A 24,231-nucleotide genomic window follows, 5' to 3' on the forward strand; every position below is an offset into this window, starting at 1 on the left:
TTACTGATAATGAAGAGTTTTTATGAACGCACATTTAGACGCGTTGACGCCGTCCATCGTTTGGCGCCACTTTCGTACGCTGTGTAACACCCCGCGCCCGTCTGGGCACGAAGCCGCGCTAGTCGCGATACTCGAAGCCTGGGCCGATGCTCAGGGGCTTGCCCACGACCGTGATAGCTTTGGCAATTTACGTATTTGTAAACCGGCCTCGCCCGGCTGTGAGCAGGCACCGGGGGTTATTCTGCAGGGCCATTTGGATATGGTGGCCCAAGCCAATTCCGACAGCACCCATGATTTCACGCGTGACCCCATCAGTACCTATGTAGCCGATGGTTGGCTGCACGCTGAGGGCACAACCCTTGGGGCCGATAACGGAATGGGCGTAGCGGCGATTCTCGCCGTGCTTGAAGATGCAGAGCTTACCCATGGCCCGCTTGAAGCGCTATTTACCCTTGAAGAAGAAACCTCCATGGGGGGCGCGCTGAACTTGGCCGAAAACTGGCTGAAAGGCTCATTGCTGCTCAATCTGGATAGTGAAGACCGCGGCGAAGTGTATATCGGCTGTGCGGGTGGTGCTGACGTGGTGGTTGACGCCCTTCTGCCGAGTGCCGCGCTGCGTGACGATGAACAGCTGATCGATCTTGCCCTAACGGGGTTGAAAGGCGGCCATTCGGGGATTGATATTCATAAGCCGCTGGGCAATGCCAACCGCCTGTTGGTGCGTGCGCTGCGTACCCTAGAAGCGTTTGATGCACGCCTGGTGAGCTATCAGGGTGGCACGCTACGTAATGCCATCCCCCGCGAAGCGTTTGCTCAGCTTGCCCTGCCCGCTGACGACGTGGATGCCGCTTTTGACGCGCTGAAGGCGCTGGAAAATACCCTGCGTGCCGAGCTAAGTACGGGCGATAGTGGTTTGGTGTTGAGCGCTACTCGAAGCGTAAATCATGAGGCCTTCGAGCCGCTAACTCTGGATGCCAGCACTATGCTGGTAGCGGCGCTACATGCCGCGCCGTGCGGAGTTGAGCGTATGAGCGCCGATGTGCCGGGCGTTGTGGAAACGTCCAATAATTTAGGCGTATTAAGCCTTAAAGCGGGGCGCCTGCACCTGTGCGCGCTAGTACGCTCCCTGCACGATACGGCAACCGCCGCCTTGGCTGATCGCTTTCAGGCGCTGTTTGGGTTAATTGGCGCGCGCGTGCGTGTGGAGAACAGCTACCCCGGTTGGGTGCCTCACCCAGGCAGTGCGTTACTTGCCATCTTTAACCAGCGCCATGCCGCTCTGTTTGAGCAGAAACCTGCGGTTAAGGTCATTCATGCGGGGCTTGAGTGCGGCATTATAGGCAGCAAATACCCGCACCTGGATATGATCTCGTTTGGCCCGCTGATCCGCGGCGCTCACTCACCGGACGAACGCGTAGAGCTTGCCTCGGTCGATGAGTTCTGGCGCATGCTGCGCGCATTGATGGAAGATTTAGCTCAGAAAGGCTAGCCAACGCTAAACGGCACCGCTTAGGTGCCGTTTGTGTATCTATATCTGCGAGGAGTACTTGTTACTTACCGAGGTAAGCGTTCAGCATCCAGATAGTTTTTTCCTGCTCGCGAATATAGTCACTGGCGAGTGATGCCGTACCTTCGTCATCGGCATCCGAGGCGAATGACAGTACTTCACGCTGCAGCTCAATCAACGTCTGGTAGCCTTTTAGTACGCCATTCACGCACGCCTTGCCATCGTGAACGTCTTTATCTTCCTGAATGTGGGAAAGCGTGGCGTAGTCGCTATACGCATGTACTGGCTTGTGACCCAGGGTCAGAATACGCTCGGCGACTTCGTCTACCTTGGTCAGCAGGTCGGTATAGAACTCTTCAAATTTGACGTGCAGCTCAAAGAAATCGCTACCCTTAACGTTCCAGTGGTAGCCACGCACGTTCATGTAAAAGATCTGATAGTTGGCCAGCAGGTGATTAAGCTTTTCAGCCAACTGGCTGGCGCTGCTTTCATGTAAGCCAATGCTATTGGTATCGGTCATGTCGTACCTCCATGTTGGAGCCGAGTAAAACGGCTATCAAATCGTTTGATTAGCATAAAACGTCGCTAAGGCGCTGCAAACCAGGTTTTGTGTATCGCGCCCATAGCCTTATAGCATTGCGTTTACCGCTATAACGTTTGCGCTCTCACTGAGTAATGCTGGCGCGGGCAGGGTTTTTCAAGGGGCGATGTTTTCAAGGGCAATGTTTTCAACGGCAATATTTTCAAAGGTCAGGGTTTTCAAAGGGCGAGGGGGTTATCCACACCCGGATAATACTTTCACAGCGCGCCGCCAGCAGTTCAGCGGTTCTGGGCAGCGCCTGTTCCAGGGTCATGGGGCCATCCGCCAAGGCAAACGCTGCTGTTACGCCTTCATCAAGACAAGCCTGCCAGCCGTCGCCTAGGCTGCCAGCGAGAATGATGACGGGCTTGCCCAGACGCTGGGCCGCGCGGGCAACGCCGATAGGCGTCTTGCCCGACATGCTCTGCCCATCCAGTCGGCCTTCTCCGGTAATCACAAGATCGGCGTTATTGAGCAGGGCGGGCATATCGGCCTGCTGCATAATCATTTCAATACCAGGCATCAGCGTGGCATCAAGAAAGGCGCGCGCGGCAAACCCCATACCGCCAGCGGCACCGGCACCTGGTAAGTCGCGATAATCCTTGCCCAATACGCGGGCGCTGATATCGGCAAAGCGGCCCAGGGCGTGGTCAAGTTGAGCCACTTGATCAGGCGAGGCGCCTTTTTGCGGGCCGAATACCGCACTTGCCCCGCGCTCGCCTAACAGTGGGTTATCCACATCGACTGCGGCTTCCACGTTAAGTGACGTTAAGCGTGGGTCAAGCCCCGAAAGGTCCAGCGTTTCAAGCGTCGCCAACGCCGCGCCGCCTGGGGCAAGCGGTGCGCCACTGGTTGCGGTTAGTTTTGCGCCCAGCGCTTGCAGCATACCGGCGCCACCATCGTTGGTGGCGCTACCTCCCAGCAGCAGCAAGGCTTTTTCGGCGCCTTGATCCAGCGCTGCCAAGAGCATCTGGCCCACGCCAAAGGTGGAGGTATGCAGCGCGTCACGCTCTTCAGGGGTTAAGTGTTGCAGGCCGCTGGCTTCTGCCAGCTCGATAAACGCGGTACGCTGTTCACCCAGCCAGCCCCAGGCGGCTTTACGGGGACGGCCTAGCGCATCCTGAACATCGACAACGCAGCGCTTGGCGCCGGTCGCGGCAATCAGTGCATCAAGGCTGCCTTCGCCGCCGTCAGCCATCGGGCAGCAGTGCGTTTGCGCTTGGGGCGCCGCTTTAAGGACGCCCTGAGCCATCGCCTTGGCCGCCTGTTCAGCGCTTAAAGCATCTTTAAAACTATCGGGGCAAAGCAGGATATTCATTGCACGACCTCCGCAAATTATTGTCTTTCATCTATCGTGATGTCTTTCATCTATCGTGATATCTTTCATCTATTGTGATAGTAGGCGAGCTTAACGCGCCGCTTGGTGACAGACCAGCCGTGATGAACGTTCGAGGATCTAACATGAAGCCGATACCAATTACGCTAACCTGCCTGTTGGCACTGGCAGGCTGCCAAGTGACGCCAGACCGCTTGCCCCAGGCTGAGCCTGCGCCTTCTGCGGCGTGTTATTTCCCGAACCACGTGGCTGGCGGTGAACTCGGCGCGCTGCGCCAAAGTGTCGAGGTGCTGACTGAGTGGGGCTTTGAACTTGATTCCACCGATACAGCATTAGGCCTGGTCAGCGCAAGCCGACAAAAAGCCCTACATGGTTACTACGATCCGTATGATCGCGCCTATGGCTATGGCAGCGGAATGCGCCTTTTCGGTGGGTTGGGTATCGGGCGCGGCAGCGGTGTTGGCGTGGGGCTGGGCTTTGGCGGCGGGCTTCATCAACAGCCCCTGGAGGTCGAGCGGGTGTCGCTGTTAATCAGTGAGGAGTCCGTGCGTATCTCGCGTGATATTCGCCGCTTCGACCACCTGGGCGATATACGTGAATCCTACAGCGCGAGTAACCAGGATTTCTGCCAGCGCTTTGAAAGTGCACTCGGACAAAGCAGCCGGCCGATGAGGAGCGTGCAATGAGGCAACGTTGGCGGGTAATCATGAAATGGGCGAGTGTGAGTGCTTTGCTGGCACTGCTGACCGGTTGTGCCACTACATCACCTTCTGCCCCGCGCGAGCTGGTGTATGCCGCCCCGGTAGACACCACGTTTCGAAGTGCGGTTGAGCTAATGATGGAACAGGGTTACGTGATACGCCATGCCGATTTGGCGCTAGGCCGTGCGGAGGGCGCGCTTGCCCGCTGGCCGGAGTATCGTCTGCAGGTTCAGGTAAGGGATGCTGGTCGCGGCAGTCAGGTTAGTGTTGCGGCCTGGCGAGGTAATCAACCGCTGCCGCCGTATTTGCTGGATCCGTGGCTGGTCAGCTTACAAGCAAAATTGGGATTAGCACCGTGAAGCAATGCAGTCATCAGGTAATTGAAAGCTCCCGTTATACTGCAAAGCGCTGGGCGCTGGCGGCAGGTGCCATCAGCCTTATGCTTAGCCCGCTTGCCGCCGCGCACCCCCATGGCTGGATTGATTTCAGTATCCGGGTCATGACCAATGATGAAGGGGTAGTGCGTGGCTTGCATCAAATCTGGCGAATGGACCCCTTTTACAGTTTGGTAGTGTTTGAAGAACTCACCCAGGTGGATGGCGTCAGTCTGGACGAAGGGCTTGATCAGTTGGGCCTGGAAATACGCAATAACCTTGCCTCGCAGCACTACTTTACCGAAATCCGCCGAGACGGTGAGCCGCTGGCGCTGGGCGAGGTCAGCGAATATACCGCCATGGAAAAAGGCGGGCGGCTTATCTTTACGTTTATCCTTCCTCTGGAAACACCCCAGCCGTTAGCCGGGCACTCCCTCGATTATCAGATATTTGACCCGACGTATTACATTGAAATGGTTCATGAAGCAGAGAACAACCAGCCAACTGACAATGCGCTGGTACTGCACGGTGAGCCGGCCTGTGCGCTAAGCATTCTAGGCGCTGATCCTGACCCTGAATTAGTCATGCAGGCGGCGCTACTGGACGTAGACGAAGAAGGTGAACCAGGGCTGGGGCGCCACTTTGCCGAAACCGGTCATATCGACTGCCGTTAATCGGGTGCGACTTTCATAAAGCGATATAGCTTTCAATGATCAAAATAGGGTGTGTTATGCAGTCGCTTGTAATGCGTAGGCCTTGGGCTTTGGTCGCTCTTTTGGTGCTTGGCGCGGTGGCGTTGATATGGGGATTGCAAGGCGGTCTACAGGGGGTGAGCTATCAGCTACTCGCTTGGCAGCGGGAACTTCACCGCGCGCTTACTCTGGCGATTACCGAACTTGCCCGTGAACCTACGCGTGCCACCTGGTGGGTGTTATTAAGCGTAAGCTTTGGCTATGGCGTTTTTCATGCCGCAGGGCCAGGCCATGGTAAAGCCGTGCTGGCAACGTATTTAGCCTCCCATGGTGGCGCCACCCGTCGAGCGCTGGGGCTTTCATTTGCCGCTTCAATGCTGCAAGGCGTTACCGCAATTGCCATGGTTGCCATTCTGGTGCATGGGCTAGGGTGGCTGACGCGCCAGGCCATGGGGAGCGTTGTGTGGGTCGAGCAGGCAAGCTTTTTACTGGTAACGCTGCTGGGTGTCTGGCTGTGCGTTCGGGCTTACAAACAGCTGCGCGCCGCCTATCGTCCGGTGAGTTCGATGACGTTTCATCCTGTAAGCCAGGATCACCATCACAGCCATCACCATAGCCACGACCACGGGCATCATCACTGCTGCGGTGGCGCGCATCATATTGAGCCGCAGCAGGCACTGGACTGGCGCACTGCCTTGATGACCGTTTTCGCGATTGGTATGCGCCCCTGCAGCGGCGCGGTGTTGCTACTCGGTGCGGCCAGCCTGCTGGGCCAGTTTTATGTTGGCGTGCTATCCGTATTGGCCATGTCGCTGGGTACCGGGATTACCGTATCAGCACTTGCGCTGGCCAGCGTCTTTGCGCGCAGGTGGGCCACGCGGCGTTTAGCCAAGCAGCAGCGCGTATCCCAACACCTTCACAAGGCGGTCGGCTGGGCGGCGCTTGCGGGTGGCTTAGCGATTATCTTGCTCGGTGTGACGCTTTCGATTGCCAGCGTTTCCCAACCCGCCAGTACGCCGCTGCTTGGTGAGCCGCCGGCCAGGCAGGGTAACCCGTTGATGCGTTGAGAGCAGGTCAATCAACCGCCAGGCGATCAATATGAGCGATAAGCTGATCACGCAGGCTGGCAAGCTGGTCAAGCGCATAAGGCTCGGCGCTGCCGTTACCCCATACCGGCGCGGGCCAGGTCGCATCAGCGTGCTTTCGCACTACGACATGAATGTGCAACTGCTGAACCACATTGCCCAGCGTTGCAATATTGAGCTTGTCGCCATCAAAGAGCGTTTTCATCACGCTACCCAGCTGGGTAGCTTCTCGCCATAGCTGCGCCTGATCTACGTCGGATAGCTCGAATACTTCGCTTACATTATCCAGGCGGGGGACTAAGATCACCCACGGATAGCGCGCATCGTTCATCAATAGCGCCCGGCAAAGCGGCAAGTCAGCAATTGGAAACGTATCGGCTTCCAGGCGTTGATCAAGAGCAAACGTGTTCAATGGGCGCACTCCGGGCGTGTTGGGGTTGGTAAAAGCAAAAAATAGGTAGGTAAGAAAGCAGAATATAGTAGGTGAAATAAGAAAATGAAGACAGCCGCAGAAACTAAGCCATGGAAAACAGGCGAAATTGCCAAAACGCTGTTACGCTGAAAGTACTCCTCAGAAAGGTAGACATTGCCAGAGGAGATTTCTGTTGTCTGACACGTTAAGGAGAACATCTATGAAAAAGCTTTTAGCGACGACTTTTATCCTATTAATGACGGCAGGCGCGTTAGCCGGTTGCAACACAATTTCTGGTGCTGGCCAAGATGTGCAAGAAGGCGGTCAAGCTGTGCAGGACGCCGCTAGCTAAGGTTAGTGAAACCTTGACGATGTCGAGCGGGCTAGGCGGACGCCTAGCCCGCTTTGTGTATTAGCCACCTATTCTCTATAAAACAATTAATTAACTATAAATCAGGGCAAGCCTATGAAAACGTGGCTATATACCGATGCGGTACGCTCCTCGAAAATTGTATTAAGCGGTGGAATGCTTGTGTTGCTCTCGGCGTGCGCCATCGGGTCAGATGCCGCCAAAACGTCGGCTGCCAATGAAGCCCAGGACGCACCGCCTACATCCATGGATAGCTGCGATACCGAGGCGGTGAGCTATGCCATTGGTGAGACATTTGATGAAGCAAACGTGCCCCAGCTACAAAGCGAGAGCCAGTCGCGCCAGGTGCGGGTACTGCGACCAGGGGACGCGGCCACGATGGACCATCGTCCCGATCGGTTGAATGTACATCTGGACAATAACGATGATATCGAAGAGCTGCGCTGCGGTTAACGTAAAATCAGGATGACACACGCGGCGGTGAGTAGACCCATGATGATATTGAATGCCCTCCAGGCACCGTCACTTTTGATCCAGTGACCGATCGCCATGCCAAAGCCCGCCCAAACGGCCAAGCAGGGCATGGCGACCAGTTCCGCAAATCCGGCCAGTATGAGGGCATTGACTACCGCCGAACCGTTTTCAGGGAGAAAGCCCGCCATCAAGGCAAGCCCCATGATCCAGGCCTTGGGGTTGGCAAACTGAAACGCCGCTGCCTGCCAGAAGGTAAGCGGTATGCTATGTGAGCTGCCCTTAAGGTTAGGCGGCGGAGCGCTGGCGATTTTCCAGGCAAGATAGAGCAGGTAGGCGCTACCCAGCCAGCGAAGCCCCAGCTGTATGGCAGGAAATCGCTCAAACAGCACCCCGAGGCCCAGCGCTATACTCGAAAATAGAATAAAGCAGCCACCTACAATACCTGCCATATGCGGCAGGGTACGCCTAAAACCAAAGTTGGCGCCTGACGCAGTGAGCATCACGTTGTTGGGCCCAGGGGTTAGTGTCATCGACATGATATAAAGGGCTACTGGCCCAAGTACTAACCACTGGCTACTCATAACGATCCTTCCAACGTTGACGGTTAACCTGCTCTTTGAGCATTTCCAGAATATCGTACAGCACCAATTCTGTGATCCGATTGCTTTTTTCATCGACCGTCAGCCAGCTGTCGAAGCCGCTTTCCGCCGTTCGCTCGATTAACTGTCTGAATTCCGGCGAATGAATACCCAACGCCAGTTCATCTACCAGCCGCTGAGCAACACCGCTGATGGATGCCTGCATGGCGTTGGCCGCCGTTTGCCCCATGGGCAGGCGGTGCAGGCGCTGGATCTCGGGGCTTTCGCGCAGCGTACGGCTCACCAAGTCATCAATGGCCGTCATCGCCGAGGCGCGATTAAGCTGATACGCCTCGCCAACGGTGCTTTCCAGACGCTGGACGATTTCACTGATCAGCTGCGTTTTGCGCGGCATGATTACCCGGTCAATCACGCGCTCGGTGAGCGAGTCGCTGGACAGAATCTGCTGCTGCACATTGCCCAAAAGCCGTAGAGCAATACGGTCAGAAAGTTCTTCGAGAAGGATATCGTAGTACTTGAAGAAAAACTGATAAATGGACCAGTGCTTAACGTTAATGATGCGTAAGCGGTGCAAGCGGTGGAGTAGCGACACCACGCGCAATACACGCAGTAAGCGAAAGCCGCTTAACGGAATGCAGCCCAGTACGTCATACCAATGTACAAAGGGGTAAAAAAACCAACGATGATAACGGCGCTCGGCGACCGCTACGGTCCAGCCAAGCAGTATGTCGGCAACAAAAAAGCCCACAAAAAATAGATCGATATGGAAAAAACGGCTATGGACTTCACGCTCGTAAAACGCGTGAAAAGCAGGCGTTAGATCAGCGATGGCCTGATTGATTGGCGTGATCAAATACAGAGAATCAAATAGCAAAAGTCCCAGGTTCAGCACTACCGCAATCAGAATCAGTAAATCCCAACCGATATGAGCGTACTCAACAGGCCTGGGGAGTTGTGGGTAGCGCCGCCTAATAGGCATGCAACCTCCTTGTTGATGGAAAAAACCAATACAGCGTACTAGCGCTACACAGCGCCTGCATCTAATCAATTAAGCCTGCGCCTGACAGTTTAAGCCTGTGACTGATAGTGCTGCTGGGTTAATTTCTCTTCCTGTTCGGCCTGCTTGCGGTGTTTTTTGCGCAGAGCCGCTTTTTCAAAGCGCAGCTTTTGAATCGGGGTCGTTAGTACCAACGGAGGCACGCCAGCAGGCTTGCCATCAGCATCGACAGCCACCATGGTTAGATAACAGCTATTGGTATGACGAATCAGCTTGTTACGGATATCTTCGGCAACCACTTTGATACCGATCTCCATAGAGGAGCGGCCCACATGATTGACGCAGGCTAAAAAGGTAACTAATTCGCCCACGTGAATCGGCTGCTTAAACAGTACCTGATCCACGGATAGGGTCACTACATAGTGCCCGGAATAACGGCTAGCGCAGGCATAGGCGACTTCATCCAGCTTTTTAAGAATGGCTCCCCCGTGGACTTTACCGCTGAAGTTGGCCATGTCGGGTGTCATGAGTACGGTCATCGACAGTTCGTGCTGCCCGGGTAAATCCGTTGGTGCTGTATCTGACATAACGTGTCCTTGGTTTGACTCTGCCCGCCTGTGGGCGGGCAGAGGGTTCAAGGGCTTAGAACCAGACTAAGCCCACGGAAATAATAATCCCGGTAATCAACAGCTGAATAAGGCAGAAGCCCATAATATCTTTGGCTTTCAAGCCCGCAATGGCCAGCACCGGCAATGCCCAGAAGGGCTGCAGCAGATTGGTCCAGGCATCGCCCCAGGCAACGGCCATCGCCACGCGCGAAATATCAGCCCCTAGTGCTTGCGCAGCGGGCAGCATAACCGGCGCTTGCACTGCCCACTGGCCTCCACCGGAAGGTACAAACAGGTTAACAATCCCGGCACTAAGAAACGACCAGAACGGCAACGAGGTAGCCGTGGCAAACGAAATTAACCATTCCGACATGCTTTGAGCCAAACCTGACTGCACCATGATCGCCATAATGCCCGCATAAAACGGGAACTGGATCACAATCCCGGCGCCGCCCTTAACCGCTTCATTAAGGCTGGTCAGCAGGTTGCGTGGGGTGCGGTGAAGCACAATGGCTAAAAACAGAAACAGGAAGTTAACGATATTAAGGTTTAAACCACCGTTTCTGAGGATGAAGTGGTCAAGCAAAAACAGCAGCCCAGGCACGCCAACCAGCAGAGAAAGCGCCATGCTGTTTTCAAGTCTTTCGGCGGGGCGGGTAATCCGGCCCTGCGATACTGGCTCGTCTTCCAGCAGCTGGCTATCGATATAAACACTGTCTTTCTCGTCGGGCAGCATTAAGCGATTTACCAGCGGCACCGCGATAAACAGACACACGACTATTGCCAGGTTAAAGAAGGCGAAAATAGTGGAGCTGGTGCTGATAACGCCAATCTGATCTACGGTGAAGTGGCCTTCGGTGGCGATCGTCAGGGGGATTGAACCAGCTAAACCGCCGTGCCATACGATAAAACCGGAGTAGGCGCTGGCAACCAGCAGGCGATAGTCCACCCGCACCAGGCGGGCAAGCTCTTTAGCAAAGAGCGCCCCGACCACCAAACCAAACCCCCAGTTGATCCAGCTGGCGGCAAGCGACACCAGGGTGACCAGGATAATCGCCCCGCCTGCGCTTTTTGCGGTGCCCGCAAGCTTTTGTAGCATGCGCTTTACCGGCGGCGAGCTTGCCAGCATGAAGCCTGTCACCAGCACCAGCAGCATCTGCATGGAAAAGGTTAATAATCCCCAGAAGCCGTCCCCCCACATACGCATCACCGCCAGTGGCGTTTGGCGCTCCACGGCAATGGCGGCAACCGCTGCTACGATGGTCAGGAGTAGCACAAAAATATACGGGTCGGGCAGATAGCGCTCGACCAGCTTGACGGCCGGTTTCGATATCATTTTTAGCATGAGTGGCTCTCTTATTTTTTATAGGAATTGCGTTGCTAATATACGGCGGTGTGGTACGGCTTTCACGTTTAAAAAAGTCCGCTTTTAGAACGATAAGCCAATGGATAGCACGGCGGCGGATTTATTTAAACGCTTAACACCAACGGGTATGCCGGTAGCGTTGATAGTACCCAATAAGCACCCCGGAACGAACCGTAATAAACAGCGTAAAGGCGAGCCAAAGACCATGATTGCCAAGGCCTTGAGTAAGCCACCAGGCGGGCAGGTAGAAAAGAATGCCGATAAAGATGCTGTTGCGCATTTCACGTACCGCGCTGGTGCCGATAAAAATACCGTCTAGAAGATAGCTCCACACGGCAATTAACGGCATTGCCACCATCCAGGGAAGATACACAGCAGCGGTTGCCCGCACTTCCTCAAGACCTGTCAGCAGGGCAACCAAGTGATTACCGCCGAATGCGAAGAGCAGCGAGGCGCCGCCTGCCGTCCAGAAAGAAAACAGCGCCACCCGGCGGACGATAGATGCCAGCTCCTGCCAGTCGCGGCGGCCATAGGCGCGGCCGACCAATGATTCCGCCGCGTGGGCGAAGCCATCGAGTGCATAGCTTGTCAGCATAATAAACTGCAGCAGTACGGCGTTGGCGGCCAGAACTGTATCGCCCTGACGCGCCCCCTGCGCGGTAAAAAAAGCCATGACGAATAGCAGCCCGAGCGTGCGGACAAACAGATTGGCGTTGATATTGAAAAGGGCCGTATAGGCGGAAAGCGCCAGCAGCCGAGCACGCGAAAAGTGCCCTTCAAGTGTTTTAAGCTGGTGCAGCACCAGATAGCCGCCAAACGCCAGCGCGCTATAGTCGGCAATCACGCTTGCCCAGGCAACGCCATTGCTGGTCATGCCTAGCCCCACCACAAACCAGATATCCAGCACGATATTGATACTGTTGGTAAGCAGCAGGATCATCAAGGTCACGCGAGAGTTCTGTTGACCTAAAAACCAACCTAAAATCGCATAGTTGGCCAGAACAGCGGGGGCCGACCACAGTCTTATCTGAGCATATTCACGGGCCAGGGGCGTCGCTGCGTCACTGCCGTCCAATAGCTTCAGCCCCAAGGAGACAAGCGGAGTGGAGAACAGAATTAAGAGTACGCCGATCACTCCGGCGATGATCAGCGATTGGCCCAGCAAATGGCGTACGTCGCTATCGCTTTCCCGGCCCATTGCCTGAGCCACCAGGCCGGTAGTGCCCATTTCGTCACACTCGTGTAAATTTATGTTGACATGAGCCTGTAAGCATTGAAAAACGCGACTTTATGTTCAAAGCGGCCCATTTCTAATGACAAGTTTATTAATGTAAGAATATTGACAGAATTGCAGTGGTTTCTGCGTAAATTATGTCAACATTATTATTGCGTGTAATAGTTGAGAGGGTAAGGTATCGCGCAGGATAGTTTTGAGCGGGTGCCCACTTATAGTAGCTGCGCTAATAGCTCAGCCAAAGGCTGAGCTTTGTATATCAGTCTAATAGGTTTACCCGCAGCTTCTCCCCCGCTTTGCGCGCTTCACAGTCGACTCTGACACTTCAAAGTGCTTAGCAGTCTTGCTGATGCTTGCCTCGTTCTCTTCCCTCCAGAGCTTTATCTCAACGGCGTCAGACTTCTTGGGACGACCCAGGTGTCGGCCTTCAGCTTTTGCACGTCGTATGCCAGCCATTTGTCTTTCCCGGATGTTAGAGCGTTCGATCTCCGCCATTGCGGCTAGCATCGTAAGCATTGCTTTTCCGATGGGAGTGTTGAGATCAAACCCTTCACGCAGGCTGATGATCGACACTCCTTTGCTTTGCATGAATTGCACCGTATTCAGCACATCGACTGTATCTCGACCTAGACGATCAATCGCATAGACCACTAGCACGTCGCCTTCACGTACATATTCTGCCAGGGCCGAAAAGCCCGCACGCTGCAGAGCAGGCAACACCCCCGAAGTTGCCTCGTCACTCCACCAACGTTCGATATTATGGCGATGCGAAATCTCGCTACGTTGAGAGTGAGTGCTCTGATCACTAGAGCTGACTCGGAGATAGCCGATCATTGCCATTGAGCTGTACCCTCAATTTTGGATCATAAGGTAGGGCTTTCTTTTGAACCTAGGCCATAACCCAAAAAGACACTTATGACCCATATAGATTCAAAGATAATAGAAGTAGGTCAAAAGGTACGCTTTTTGACCCACAAAACCTTACAGAGTCTATATAAGAGACAAAAGATGTTGGCGGTAATATTCCGAGAAGCTTAGCGTTAGCAGGGGAGGCTCAAGAGACAGCATCTCACGCTCATTAATGTTTTCTGCAGATAACGGTGGACCATTATCTGCAGCTGACTCTCCCTTTTGAGTGCTGCTCATTTGATTGGAACCCGCTTGCTCTAATCTTAGGTTCAGCTTTTGGGTTTGAAGCATTGCCTGATCTTCGGGCAAATCGTCAGCAATTCGCTGCGAGTATTTACGCAGTAGCGGCTCGGCGATCACATAGAGCCATGCTGTTACATCTGAGTCGCCCATTTTGCGTAAAATGCGCCCTAAAACCTGCCGGTAATGCAGCTCTGTTCGAATCCTGCTCAGGTACGTACAAACGCATAACCGTTGGATATCAGTTCCTTCGGAAATCATGCTTACCGCGACAATCCAGCGCGTACTGTTATATCGGAATTGGTCAATTAGTTGATGCGCCTTTGGTGTTTGGCTAGTTACCACCACATAACTTTCACCCTTATGAAGCAAAAGCTCAGCGATTTGATGAGCATGTTCAATATCAGTAGCAACGACTAGACCGCCAGCATTAGGCACGCTGTTCCGCTCTTTGTTGAGTCGGTCAATGCCTAGGTCTAGCACCGCATTCAGGATGTCGTCGTGTCGCAACAGGTCTTCGTAGCTGACTGGCGACTCACTAAGTAGCTGTTGAAATGAGGAAAACGCTCTTACCGATGCTGTGCTCTCGTTCTCTTCGGTCAAGCGGATCAGTGGGTTATCGATGAGCGTAATTCGTGGCGAGCGGCATACACCGTCTTGAATGGCGGTTTTAAGGTCGTAACGGTAATCGCAAATAAGTTTGCCTTCTGGATCGCTGTAGCGAGCTAATGCGATAGGTAACTCATCCGAACGCCAGGGCGTTCCTGACAGCGCTAACGTGTAAGTGGCCGCATTTTGGATACGCTGAATTATCTGCTGGCCCCACGTGTTGCTGAGGAGCGGATCATGGCCTGCACAGTGATGTATCTCATCGAAAATGGTCAATGTGCGATGTTCTGTGAATAATGTCCAAAAATCCTCAGGGTGATATTCCATTGATTGGTAGGTATAGGCAGCCCCTACCGACGCAAGCGTATCGCCAAACCGCTGATTCAACACGACGGTAAAGGTACGTTGGATACCAGCCACCACTTCTCTCGTTGGCGCAAAGCAGATAACAAAATCAATATGTCCTTCTTCAAGGAGCCATCGCGTCATTTCAGCTGCCAGTCGGGTTTTTCCGCTCGCAGGTGTTGCTTGCACGAAAAAGTCGCTATGGAGTAAGTAGTGAATCTTCGCTAGCTCCAAGCACTCTGCTTGCCATCTCCGCAGCCTCGTGCTCATGTACCCCCCAGCCGATGTAGAGATTTTTCTAGCGCACGCACTCGGCCCATTAAGCGTGCGCTCCGGTCATAAGCATCACGATGATCAACCACGATACTCGGCTTGAGATCGGGGTATTCATCCATAAGCTCACGGAACGCCTCGACTTCACCCAGTGTAGAAAGGAATTCACTTTGCGTTTCCTTTAACGCTTTCTCCAAGGCGTATTGGCTCGAAGCCTTCATAGCACTGGGGCTCTGTTCACTACTACTTTCGTCTTTTGGAATAACGGTTGTCTCCGTTGTTTCATTAGCTGTTTGCGACACGAGCCGCTGGTGCCATGCTTCAAAGCTTTCTCCCTCTAAGCACAAGCTCGCTTCTCTTATTGAAGGCAAAACAAAATAGAGCTGATCCCGTTTGCGTTTTTCACGGTCTTTCTCCACCAAACCAGCGGTGATTAGCTTTTTAATTCTTTCGTAGATAAAACGTCGCAGAGCAACTCGTTGCTCTGCTGCTATGCCATGTTGGTGTGCGTATTGATCACGGAGGCTGCGTATCGTGAATTGAGCGTTATCAGTTTCTAAAAGGAGCTCGAAAATGCGCTCCTCAATCGAAGGAGGGGTACCCGACATGACCATCACCGTAGGAGAGGTAAAAACGAAATGCGGATTATAGTCCGTGGCTAGATAGGCCGCAACGAAGGATAGTCCCGCCAAAAGGAAATGAGGCGGGTATGAGTGAGCTAGCGACGACGCTGGGTAGAAACATTAGGGAAAAACGAAAGAAAAATGGCTTCTCGCAAGACGCCTTTGCCTTAGCTGCTGGCATCGACCGCAGCTATATAGGAAGAGTCGAACGTGGAGAAGTTAATATTACCGTGGAAAAATTATATGAGATCGCTGCCGTGCTCCAATGCGAGCCAACCTCTCTTCTGCCTGCTCAAAACACTCTGTGAAGGAGAGGGCTAAAACCGGCCAAAAGCGGTCTTTTAGGAGCCAATAATATAGCGTTTTAACGCTCGCAACACCGGACAATTTGGGGCGAAGCGGAAAATTGTTCCAAGTGCTTGCGCTTGTTATACATTACCTGCACCATCTTCGCATTGTTCAAATTCATCAATAAGCGAACATTAAAATAAATTAAGCAACCCCTTAGGGAAGCGACCAAGAATGTGTTTCATATCAAGCTTCTCGGTTTCTTAATTTTTTAATGATAATCCTTTATGTCTATAAGAATCTGTTTTAATTTTTGGAAATCTTCGTTTTCATGATCGAAACTCATATTAAGGGTCTGACGTATGATCGCGGCCCTATCCGCACTTGAGTCGGTCCCAGTTTGCCCTTCCACGTATAAACCAATATATTCTTTGAATCGGCCTTTACCTGTGCTACCAATTCTCCTTTCAATGTCCTCTTTACCATTAATAGTTGATGCTTCCCAAATGAGTTCTTCAGGAATTTCTACAGGAAGGAAAAAGCATTTCTCAGAAAGATAGCGAAGATACTCCCTTTTGGTTTGTTCAATACGCCCACCTGAATCCCTGTCATTTCCTCCATCGTTTCGGAAGTTTAATTTTTCAACACTTTGTTGACAGTAATGCTTTATTACTTGATCTAAGTCGTTACGTGAAACGCTTTCCTCTCTAGGCCATTCTCCTTGATATATATCTCCGTCAAAAATCACAAAAATATTGTCATCTTGTTTTCGTGAATGAACAACTAGGTCTTTGAAAATTGAGCTTTCCCCACCAGGGTAATACTGCACATCAATTGATTCCTCAAAATCTGCACCTAGAATTTTGAGCGCATGATCGACTAATGATTTGGCTGCAGCGTCCTCTACAATAATACGCTTTTTGTCGTAAACTGTTTGTCCAATTTGAATAAACGCATCATTAACATAAACATTTCCAACGACCCTAAATCTCCCCTCACTATTAGGCACAAAAACTTTTATGGCACTCTCAGGAAGTCCCTCCAAAAACACTGGCGAATGGGTGCAAATAATTACCTGATGCTTTTTATCTCTGCATATCTCAAGTAAATAATCTCTTAGTTTCTTTTGAGCCCCTGGATGCAACGAGACTTCAGGTTCGTCCAGCAAAATGAGCGAACTCTCTTCTGCATTCGCTACTGTGTTTACAACCCGAACAACAGCCATCTCTCCTGAACCAGCAAAAGCTTCAGTATACGATCTTTCTTTCGAAATAAACTGGACAGAGTATCCTAAAGTACCAAAGATTGAATGCTTTACCATCTTGCAGCCGATATAATTTTTCCCCAAAATATAGGAAATAATCGACACTTCATCATCACTCAAATTAATAGATGGTTTTGAATTAAGCTTTTTACTATTTCTTCTAAAAGAGTGCGCGCGTTTACCAGTCAGAATTGGGGTAAGCTGGTTTTTAACCCATGACCTCAAACGATCCTGTTTGGTATTATATCGCACTAGATTTTTAGGCTGTTCCCCAAAATAAAAATACTGATCAAAAGCGCTTAACTCTGACCTAAAATCTAAGTACTCAACATTAATTTTGGGCACTTCCCACCTTTTACTTGCTAAACTTCCTGGCTCTGGCTTACCGTTAACCTTTTGAGGAATTAGCATTCCATACTCTACTGAAGCTCTTTTGGGTTCCCAATAGTCAGGGTTTACTCGTCTTCGACCATTTATAATTTTATCATATTTAACCCTTAGCTTAACAACCTCCACAAACTTCTTAGCTTCCTCATTGTAATATTCATATATAAAACAGCTTGGTTTTCCTCTACTTTCTTTGATTGGATCAAGATTTGTTGAAAACCAAAAATTACCCACAGACTTATTAGCAGGTGCTCCTTGGATCGCATGTAGGACAGAGCTTTTCCCACAGCCATTTTGGCCAACAAAAACTGTCAGAGGATATTCAAAAGATATTTCGCAATTTGGTTCAATATTTTTATAAACAGGAAATCGAATCTTGTGAATAAAGTTAGGAAAATTATCTTTTAATTTTTTTTTAGATTTTGATAGATCGCTTAATTCCTGAAGTGTTTTATTATTTTTTTTCATATTGACTCCGAAGAATTTGCTTACCTAGCGCGCGAGCGAATCTTGGCGGAACAGCATTACCTATGATTCGCGCAGCATCAGTCATGGACTTTGATTTTATCTTATAACCTTTGGGGAATGACTGAATTGCTGCTCCTTCTCTGATAGACAAAGCCCTATTTTGCTCTGGATGCCCAAATCGACCATTTGAGTAGCTAATAAACTTGGTTGTTATAGTAGGCGAAGGTTTATCCCAAAAAAGTCTCGCATAGACATCCCTAAAACAGTTATCCTTTCCGATGTAAGCTTGGAGTTGCAATTCAGAATTGTCTTTCCAAGCCAGTCGTGTTCCACCATCAACTGGCGTAGCTTTGATTCTTTTAATGTTTAAAAGAGATAGCTTAGCAGTACTATGAAACTTAGCAGAGTAATCTACTGTGCCCGGCGAGATAGGTGTAAAATATTTATAGTCACCTATGGTATCCCTTAATACCGGCCGCTTGCCTTTTTTACTTTTTGGTAGAGACACTTTTCGAACACGTGACGCGATTAATACATATCTTTTTCGCTTTTGAGGAACTCCGAAGTCACTGCAATCTAAAACCCCGTCCGCAAAAAAATAGCCCATACTCTCAATTGAAATTTTGAATCCATTGATCGGTGAATCGGATCTTTTGGACATGCCAGGGACATTTTCAATCAAAATATAGCCAGGATTAAAATATTTTACAAAGTCGTGAAAATAGCTCAGCAAAAAAGCCGTTTTCTTGGATTTATTCTTATCTGTATTAATTAAGCTCCAGTATTGGCATGGACTACAACCGACGAAAATTAGGTTGTCGTCATTTTTAGCAAGGTTTAGATCGTTTTCCAACTCCTGAGGGGAGTACTTAGATATATCATGATTTAAAAAAAGGCTCGACTTGTGGTTTGCCTCGTATGTAGGTGCAACGGAAATATCATTGTCAATTCCCGCTATGATATCGATACCTGCCTGGCTTAAGCCTAGGCTCATGCCCCCACCACCACAAAAAAAGTCAACTGCTTTTAACATTGTCTAGCCATTTCTGTTTATGTTTTGTCCAGTTTCGTACCTGACGCATCACAGCATAGGTTCTTCGAATCATTATACCCTAAAGGAGTACCGAATCATTGCCAAATCATGGAGTCAACGTTATTGATATTCAAATGTCCAAGAAGCTAGAACATCGGAACTCAACGAGTCTATCCTTGATGTCCGCTTTGGGTCGAGGCTGTGTGAAAACGTAGCTGTCGCTATACTTTCCCCATGACAGATCGTGGGAGGTACCGATGAAACGTTTCGTCGCAGGTGAATCCCGGTCCCAAGCTACGTTGTTTCCTGAACTCCTGGATGATTTCGTCTCTGAAGACAATCCGGTTCGGGCCATTGAGGCTTTCGTGGACGCCCTCGACCTCAAACAGCTGGGGTTCAAAGGTATTGATCCCCATGCCACGGGTCGACCCGCCTATCATCCCGCTGTACTTCTAAAAATCTATCTTTACGGTTACCTCAACCGCGTGCAATCGAGCCGCCGACTTGAACGTGAAACGCAGCGGAATGTTGAACTCATGTGGCTAACGGAGCGTCTCGCACCAGACCCCTACGAAATGCCTCTTTGTTGTGATGCTCAGAACTCATCTTCATTAATTAACTGAAACACCATTCTCTTGGCATGGCTAAGATCATTCTTAGCTAGCACGTGCCAATCGTACACTTCGCTTCCTGGCAACATTTCCTGACCCACCGAACAGCGATCCCGCTCGTATCGAAACCTTGTACCCGCTGGCGATTGCCATTCGACAACGTTATCACCACTAAAAACTGGCTTTAAATCACTTATTTTTCGTATAGCCATCGTGGTCAGCCACCTGAAGCATATTAATCTTTATTAATTTACTGATTTTGTTAACTTTAACGCTAATCGCCGACAGGTAGCACATGGTATTGGACGGCCAAAAGGAGCCGATATAATCACGACCTAGCGCCAGACGGGCAATAGGCGGCTTGAGCAGTACCTGGCCGAAACCACACGGCTGGTTGAATATGATAAATTTATAGATAACCGCGACGAGCGTAGAGCATCCAACTACGGTCGGCCTTGAGGCCGTTATCTAAACAGCTGTCTCAAAGATAATCACCATCGTTTCGGAAATTTGTATTCTAACGAAACAAGTCATAACGCGAACCCTAAACACCGAAGGAGAGTCTATACATGCCATCTTTATCGCCTGATGCTTTGGCTATACTTCTCCCTCTCGGCATTCTTTTCTCCGCTCTACTCATGTTCGGAGCAGGCCTTGTATGGGCCCGCTACCGCGATTACCAGAACGAAAGGCAAGATCGAGAAAAGTTAATTCAAGCTATTTTGGACCAGATCGAACCTTGGGCAGGCTCTCGATCCTCCGCCTGGGCATGGTATCAAACCTATCCCATTTCGGCTCTCGGTGGACAGACAGCCCAGCAACTAGCCGCTCAAGGAAGAGCTTACGAGGTAATCGCGTACATAGCCCATATTCGCCAGGGAGGATATGCTTAACCCGGCCTATCGCTTGTTTTACGTTTTATGTGGCTTTAAGTACGCGTAACCACTGAGTAATACCGGATAGACCCGTTTGTATAGCGATGGTCGGAATCAGACCGTCGCTAACCGGCCAAAAGCAGTCTTTTAAGGTATTCTAATATAATTAGTTTTCAGCGCTTTATTAAAATTCAGTTAATAATTGGAGGGCTGCAAAGCGTTCGAGAGGAGCCTGCATACACTAGCTAATCGGCACACTCAATACACTTTAGTACTAGTGGGTCCCAAGTGAGGCGTTTGGCCCCAATCCATTCGCCGCACTCGATACACTCACCGAAGTTTTCACCCTCTATACGCTGAAGTGCAGCGGCAATCTGCTTCAGCTTTAGCTGGCGGCGCTGCTCACCTGCTTTGGCCATCGCTTGCCCCTGCATTGCATCCATACGCGACAGCCGACCTACCGACGTTTGATCCAACATCACGGTATCCCGGGAGTCTTCGCTGCTCGCGCTCTCCTCGCGAAGCGTGGTGTCGAGTGTCATCAGTTTCTCACGGATAACGGCTATATCCACCTCGGGGTGATTCATCTGCGTCTCCAGTTAGCCTACAATCGTTACCCTACTAATTTGTTTGATCGCGTAAGGGACTATTCGATGGGCTATCGCACCCTGCTGCGCGATCACCGCAGCGTACTCAGTATCGCTTTTTTGGCCATGTTTAGCTCAAGCCTTGGGCAGAGTTATTTCATTGGCCTCTTTCAAGCCCCTCTTTCAGGCCACCTTGGGCTTAGTGTCGGCCAGTTTGGCACCGCTTATGCTGTGGTTACTCTGATAGCGGGCTTCTGCATGCTGCGCTTTGGGCCATCTGTTGATTGGATAAACCCACGACGTTTCGCAGCAATCATATTAATACTGCTATTAACCGGCGTTGTGCTGCTTACCTTATCGCCCTGGTGGTGGTTAGGGATAGTCGGCCTTGGCATAGTACGGCTATGCGGTCAGGGTATGTTGACCCATTTGGGCAACACGCTTGCCGCCCGAGAGTTTTCCACCATGCGTGGCCGCGCCATTGGGTTGGCAAACTTAGGCATTCCACTGGGTGAAGCGCTGCTACCACCGTTGGTTGCTGCGGCGCTTATCTGGAGCAGTTGGCAAACTTTTTGGTGGCTAATGTGCGGGACTATTGCACTTCCATGGCTGTGGCTGCTAATGAAAGCCCCCTGGCCCAGCGCGCCGAGCGTTAAACCGACGAAACAAACACCCCACGGCCCTCGCCCCTTTCGTGATAAACGCTTCTGGTTGTTATTGCCCCTCTTAATGTCACTGCCTATCACCATGACGGGGCTATTTATTTATCAAGCCCAATTAACCGAAGCCCTCGACAGCTCACTGGCGGTTTATGCACTGGCGCTGACCGGCATGGGGTTCGCCAAACTGCCGGGGGCGTTACTAGGCGGTCGATGGATCGATAAATTTGGGCCCGTGAAGCTAGCGCGCCTTTACTTGTTACCCTACGCCATCGCTATGGTGATGGCGCTAACCATCGGTGGGAACATCAGCATTTGGGCACTAATGGTAGGCGGCGGGTTGGCCATGGGCGCTCAGGAGCTTATCGCCTCTGGTCTGTTGATCAAGCTATGGGGCGCTGAGCATCTTGGCAAGGTACGCTCAGCACTTAGCGCATCCATGGTGTTCTCCACCGGCATAGCGCCTGCGGTACTGGGGTTAGCCCTTGGAGTGGGTGCACCCTTTTACTCGCTTTTATTAGGTATGCTGGTGTTCATCGTTGCCGGATGGCTACTGGCACAGCGCGTGCTGCGGGAAGCAGCCAACTGCACGGCGGAGCAGTAAGTAGCAAGCAATGAAAGCAAGTGTTCAGCGCAAAGTTAACACCGGCAGTTGGGCGTTACGCTGCACCGAGGTCGTAGTACTAATCACTAGAAGGTGGCGAATGCGCGAGTGGCCATAGGCGCCCATTACCAGCATAACGATACTGTGCTCCTGCTTATAGGTACGCAGCTTCTCTTCCACTTCGCCCGCGCCTTCGCAGTGCACGTAACGTTTCCAACGCCCAGGTAAGCTGCGAGCGGTGTTCAGCTGTTTCTGCGCCCACAATGACGGCATGACAAGTAATGCCTTCAAACAAGGGACTTTTAGCTAGCATTTCCACCCCTTTACGGGCCGGTTACTAACGTCAAACGCGATCATCACGTTGTGCGGTGCCAGAAACTGGGCGGTCTCAATGACCAAATGCAACACCTAACCTATCAGGTAGGGTATTGCCATGACTAATTGTTATCGCCATGTAAAGCCACCGGTTAGCCACTGTCGCTACCAAATGTGCCTAATTCCCTTAGTGCGGGTAAGGTAATGCTTCGCTACGACGCTCGTCCGATAGGGCACCAGGGTGATAACTGGTATTTAATCTGCTAACATTATCTGCGCGGTTACTGGCTACGAGGCTTCTTTAACGAAGGCTTTTCGCTGTCGATTGAATACATCAGCAGGACCATAAACCATGCCACACCTACTCTCACAGTTGATGACCCCACCCTAGTTTTTTGCCCGACATTTATGCACTCCGCTTGATTGCTTTTCATGACAAAATATCATGAAAAACAATCGGTTACTTATGGACTAATGCAATAAGTGCTGGCAACGATGACGACCAACCCACCCTAAGCATTGTTTGATGTGCGGACTAAAGCACTTACCTCACGTTGGTAAGTTTTTACTCTTCAAACAAGGCGAATTCATTGCAATACCTACCTCTTCCTCACACTGCGTTCTTTGACGAAACCTCTTCCTCACAGCTGTTTGTGGCGACTCTGCTAGAAAAAGCAGATATTCATATCAATGGAGACCGTCCCTGGGATATGCGGTTAAATGCCCATGGCGTGATAGAAGATGCCTTAGCACGAGGCAATCTCGGCCTAGGTGAGCGCTATATGGACGGTGATTGGGAAACCGATGACCTCGATAAGTTCTTTTTTAAACTGATGCGTGCCCGTCTTCCCGATCAGGTCAATCACAGCAAATTAGTGTTTCACCACCTAAAAACACGTTTGGTCAACTTACAAACCGCCAAACGTGCGTTTCAGGTCGGCGAGGCACACTACGACCTTGGCAACGATTTTTATGCCGCCATGCTCGACAAGCGCATGACCTACACCTGTGGCTATTGGAAAAATGCCAAAACGCTCGACGAGGCCCAGGAAGCCAAGCTCGATCTGATTTGCCGTAAACTCAAGCTCAAACCCGGCATGCGCGTGCTGGATATTGGCTGTGGCTGGGGAAGCTTTATGGCCTACGCCGCCGAACATTACGGCGTTGAGTGCGTAGGCCTGACGATTTCAAAAGAGCAAGCAGAATACGGCAAGCAGCTAATGCAGAGCGGGTTACCGGTTGAATTCCGGTTAAAAGATTACCGGGATGAAACTGAGCAGTTTGATCGCATTGTGAGCGTCGGCATGTTCGAACATGTTGGTCGCAAGAACTATCGTGAGTATATGCAGGTAGCCAATCACTGTTTAAAAGATGACGGCCTCTTCCTGCTGCATACCATCGGCAAAAATGTACGCAACACTTCCCCCGACCCCTGGATTGATAAGTATATTTTCCCCAACGGTGAATTGCCCGCCTTGAGCCAAGTGACCAACGCTGCGGAGTCACTGTTTGTGGTGGAAGATGTACACAACTTTGGCGCAGATTACGACCGCACGCTAATGGCTTGGTATAAAAACTTTGAAGCGAGCTGGCCTCAGTTCAAAGACCAGTTCAGCGAGCGGTTTTACCGTATGTGGCGCTACTACCTGCTGAGCTGTGCGGGTGCTTTCCGCGCTCGCGACATTCAGCTGTGGCAATTTGTACTCAGTAAAAAGGGTGTGCTCAGTGGCTACGACCGCGTTAGCTAAGTCGTTTTCGATGCTTGCGTTTGAAAATATTAAGCCACGACTCACTATTCATTAATTG

25 protein-coding genes and 2 pseudogenes are annotated in these 24,231 nt (G+C 51.1%); 12 read left to right on the top strand and 15 right to left on the bottom strand.

The annotated features are described in order from the left end of the window. The first annotated feature begins 22 nt into the window (after positions 1-22). Positions 23-1,489 carry an aminoacyl-histidine dipeptidase gene (locus ACT3XD_RS09150; protein WP_192537721.1) on the top strand — a complete coding sequence of 489 codons (1,467 nt, stop codon included), beginning with the start codon at positions 23-25 and terminating at the stop codon, positions 1,487-1,489. Between the two features lie 61 nt (positions 1,490-1,550). On the opposite strand, the gene ACT3XD_RS09155 is transcribed toward ACT3XD_RS09150, so the two are convergent. Both ACT3XD_RS09155 and ACT3XD_RS09160 read right to left on the bottom strand, forming a co-directional pair. Further along, positions 1,551-2,027: a Dps family protein gene (locus ACT3XD_RS09155; RefSeq protein WP_018918857.1), complete on the bottom strand. Its 477-nt coding sequence runs from the start codon at positions 2,025-2,027 to the stop codon at positions 1,551-1,553. Positions 2,028-2,250: 223 nt separating this feature from the next. Further along, positions 2,251-3,405: a glycerate kinase gene (locus ACT3XD_RS09160; RefSeq protein WP_192537720.1), complete on the bottom strand. Its 1,155-nt coding sequence runs from the start codon at positions 3,403-3,405 to the stop codon at positions 2,251-2,253. A gap of 143 nt (positions 3,406-3,548) precedes the next feature. Here ACT3XD_RS09160 and ACT3XD_RS09165 point away from each other — a divergent pair, with 143 nt between their 5' ends. From ACT3XD_RS09165 to ACT3XD_RS09180, 4 genes are read left to right on the top strand one after another with little or no spacing between them, the layout of a single operon-like run. Continuing rightward, positions 3,549-4,109 (top strand): hypothetical protein, encoded by a 561-nt coding sequence (locus ACT3XD_RS09165; RefSeq protein ID WP_192537719.1) that lies wholly within the window; start codon positions 3,549-3,551, stop codon positions 4,107-4,109. Next, complete coding sequence (locus tag ACT3XD_RS09170; RefSeq protein ID WP_192537718.1) at positions 4,106-4,483, top strand: hypothetical protein; 378 nt, start codon at positions 4,106-4,108, stop codon at positions 4,481-4,483. The genes ACT3XD_RS09165 and ACT3XD_RS09170 overlap by 4 nt, the downstream gene beginning before the upstream one ends. Positions 4,484-4,539: 56 nt before the next feature. Continuing rightward, positions 4,540-5,172: a DUF1007 family protein gene (locus tag ACT3XD_RS09175; RefSeq protein WP_263974099.1), complete on the top strand. Its 633-nt coding sequence runs from the start codon at positions 4,540-4,542 to the stop codon at positions 5,170-5,172. A 56-nt stretch (positions 5,173-5,228) separates the two neighbouring features. Continuing rightward, positions 5,229-6,257, top strand: a complete 1,029-nt coding sequence (locus ACT3XD_RS09180) for a nickel/cobalt transporter (RefSeq protein WP_225736116.1) — start codon at positions 5,229-5,231, stop codon at positions 6,255-6,257. A gap of 7 nt (positions 6,258-6,264) precedes the next feature. On the opposite strand, the gene ACT3XD_RS09185 is transcribed toward ACT3XD_RS09180, so the two are convergent. Next, positions 6,265-6,687 carry an HIT domain-containing protein gene (locus ACT3XD_RS09185; RefSeq protein ID WP_192537716.1) on the bottom strand — a complete coding sequence of 141 codons (423 nt, stop codon included), beginning with the start codon at positions 6,685-6,687 and terminating at the stop codon, positions 6,265-6,267. A 220-nt stretch (positions 6,688-6,907) separates the two neighbouring features. Between ACT3XD_RS09185 and ACT3XD_RS09190 the strand changes: the two genes are divergently transcribed. Together ACT3XD_RS09190 and ACT3XD_RS09195 are read left to right on the top strand one after the other, a co-directional pair. Beyond that, entirely contained in the window at positions 6,908-7,039 is a 132-nt protein-coding gene (locus ACT3XD_RS09190) for an entericidin A/B family lipoprotein (protein WP_192537715.1), read from the top strand. A gap of 114 nt (positions 7,040-7,153) precedes the next feature. Then, positions 7,154-7,510, top strand: coding sequence for an I78 family peptidase inhibitor (locus ACT3XD_RS09195; protein WP_192537714.1), 357 nt, complete (start codon positions 7,154-7,156; stop codon positions 7,508-7,510). On the opposite strand, the gene ACT3XD_RS09200 is transcribed toward ACT3XD_RS09195, so the two are convergent. The 8 genes from ACT3XD_RS09200 to ACT3XD_RS09235 form a co-directional block, all read right to left on the bottom strand. Further along, positions 7,507-8,112 carry a LysE family translocator gene (locus ACT3XD_RS09200; RefSeq protein ID WP_192537713.1) on the bottom strand — a complete coding sequence of 202 codons (606 nt, stop codon included), beginning with the start codon at positions 8,110-8,112 and terminating at the stop codon, positions 7,507-7,509. The two genes, ACT3XD_RS09195 and ACT3XD_RS09200, sit on opposite strands and share 4 nt — an antisense overlap. Next, positions 8,105-9,109: an ion transporter gene (locus tag ACT3XD_RS09205; protein ID WP_192537712.1), complete on the bottom strand. Its 1,005-nt coding sequence runs from the start codon at positions 9,107-9,109 to the stop codon at positions 8,105-8,107. The genes ACT3XD_RS09200 and ACT3XD_RS09205 overlap by 8 nt, the downstream gene beginning before the upstream one ends. 89 nt (positions 9,110-9,198) lie before the next feature. Continuing rightward, positions 9,199-9,714 (bottom strand): acyl-CoA thioesterase, encoded by a 516-nt coding sequence (locus tag ACT3XD_RS09210; protein ID WP_192537711.1) that lies wholly within the window; start codon positions 9,712-9,714, stop codon positions 9,199-9,201. Between the two features lie 55 nt (positions 9,715-9,769). Continuing rightward, the gene (locus ACT3XD_RS09215) at positions 9,770-11,080 is read right to left on the bottom strand and encodes a short-chain fatty acid transporter (protein WP_192537710.1); all 1,311 of its coding nucleotides are present in this window, start codon (positions 11,078-11,080) and stop codon (positions 9,770-9,772) included. A 133-nt stretch (positions 11,081-11,213) separates the two neighbouring features. Then, positions 11,214-12,329: an MATE family efflux transporter gene (locus tag ACT3XD_RS09220; RefSeq protein ID WP_225736115.1), complete on the bottom strand. Its 1,116-nt coding sequence runs from the start codon at positions 12,327-12,329 to the stop codon at positions 11,214-11,216. Between the two features lie 279 nt (positions 12,330-12,608). Then, a complete protein-coding gene (locus tag ACT3XD_RS09225; RefSeq protein ID WP_192537709.1) occupies positions 12,609-13,175 on the bottom strand; it encodes a recombinase family protein in 567 nt (188 codons plus the stop codon). Positions 13,176-13,325: 150 nt separating this feature from the next. After that, entirely contained in the window at positions 13,326-14,708 is a 1,383-nt protein-coding gene (locus tag ACT3XD_RS09230) for a DEAD/DEAH box helicase (RefSeq protein WP_192537708.1), read from the bottom strand. Further along, positions 14,705-15,319 (bottom strand): hypothetical protein, encoded by a 615-nt coding sequence (locus tag ACT3XD_RS09235; RefSeq protein WP_192537707.1) that lies wholly within the window; start codon positions 15,317-15,319, stop codon positions 14,705-14,707. Before ACT3XD_RS09235 ends, ACT3XD_RS09230 begins: the two co-directional genes overlap by 4 nt. Positions 15,320-15,420: 101 nt before the next feature. Here ACT3XD_RS09235 and ACT3XD_RS09240 point away from each other — a divergent pair, with 101 nt between their 5' ends. Beyond that, positions 15,421-15,642 carry a helix-turn-helix domain-containing protein gene (locus ACT3XD_RS09240; protein WP_192537706.1) on the top strand — a complete coding sequence of 74 codons (222 nt, stop codon included), beginning with the start codon at positions 15,421-15,423 and terminating at the stop codon, positions 15,640-15,642. A 251-nt stretch (positions 15,643-15,893) separates the two neighbouring features. On the opposite strand, the gene ACT3XD_RS09245 is transcribed toward ACT3XD_RS09240, so the two are convergent. Both ACT3XD_RS09245 and ACT3XD_RS09250 read right to left on the bottom strand, forming a co-directional pair. Further along, a complete protein-coding gene (locus tag ACT3XD_RS09245; protein ID WP_192537705.1) occupies positions 15,894-17,741 on the bottom strand; it encodes an ATP-dependent nuclease in 1,848 nt (615 codons plus the stop codon). Further along, on the bottom strand, positions 17,728-18,774 hold the full coding sequence (locus ACT3XD_RS09250; protein ID WP_192537704.1) for a DNA cytosine methyltransferase: 1,047 nt from the start codon (positions 18,772-18,774) through the stop codon (positions 17,728-17,730). Before ACT3XD_RS09250 ends, ACT3XD_RS09245 begins: the two co-directional genes overlap by 14 nt. Before the next feature lie 257 nt (positions 18,775-19,031). On the opposite strand from ACT3XD_RS09250, the pseudogene ACT3XD_RS09255 reads away from it, so the two are divergent. Continuing rightward, a pseudogene (locus ACT3XD_RS09255) lies at positions 19,032-19,340 on the top strand (transposase); the annotation flags it as partial. A gap of 614 nt (positions 19,341-19,954) precedes the next feature. Further along, entirely contained in the window at positions 19,955-20,278 is a 324-nt protein-coding gene (locus ACT3XD_RS09260; protein ID WP_192537703.1) for a hypothetical protein, read from the top strand. A gap of 227 nt (positions 20,279-20,505) precedes the next feature. Here ACT3XD_RS09260 and ACT3XD_RS09265 read toward each other — a convergent pair whose 3' ends face one another. Continuing rightward, positions 20,506-20,847 carry a TraR/DksA family transcriptional regulator gene (locus ACT3XD_RS09265; protein ID WP_192537702.1) on the bottom strand — a complete coding sequence of 114 codons (342 nt, stop codon included), beginning with the start codon at positions 20,845-20,847 and terminating at the stop codon, positions 20,506-20,508. 66 nt (positions 20,848-20,913) lie between these two features. Between ACT3XD_RS09265 and ACT3XD_RS09270 the strand changes: the two genes are divergently transcribed. After that, positions 20,914-22,110, top strand: a complete 1,197-nt coding sequence (locus ACT3XD_RS09270; RefSeq protein WP_192537701.1) for an MFS transporter — start codon at positions 20,914-20,916, stop codon at positions 22,108-22,110. Positions 22,111-22,134: 24 nt separating this feature from the next. Here ACT3XD_RS09270 and ACT3XD_RS09275 read toward each other — a convergent pair. Continuing rightward, positions 22,135-22,491: pseudogene (locus tag ACT3XD_RS09275) on the bottom strand (universal stress protein); the annotation flags it as partial. A 524-nt stretch (positions 22,492-23,015) separates the two neighbouring features. Here ACT3XD_RS09275 and cfa point away from each other — a divergent pair. After that, complete coding sequence (gene cfa / locus ACT3XD_RS09280; protein WP_225736114.1) at positions 23,016-24,173, top strand: cyclopropane fatty acyl phospholipid synthase; 1,158 nt, start codon at positions 23,016-23,018, stop codon at positions 24,171-24,173. The last annotated feature ends 58 nt before the right edge of the window (positions 24,174-24,231 follow it).

The sequence above is a fragment of the Halomonas sp. AOP7-B1-5 genome (genome assembly GCF_052353045.1).
Lineage (GTDB): Bacteria > Pseudomonadota > Gammaproteobacteria > Pseudomonadales > Halomonadaceae > Vreelandella > Vreelandella colorata.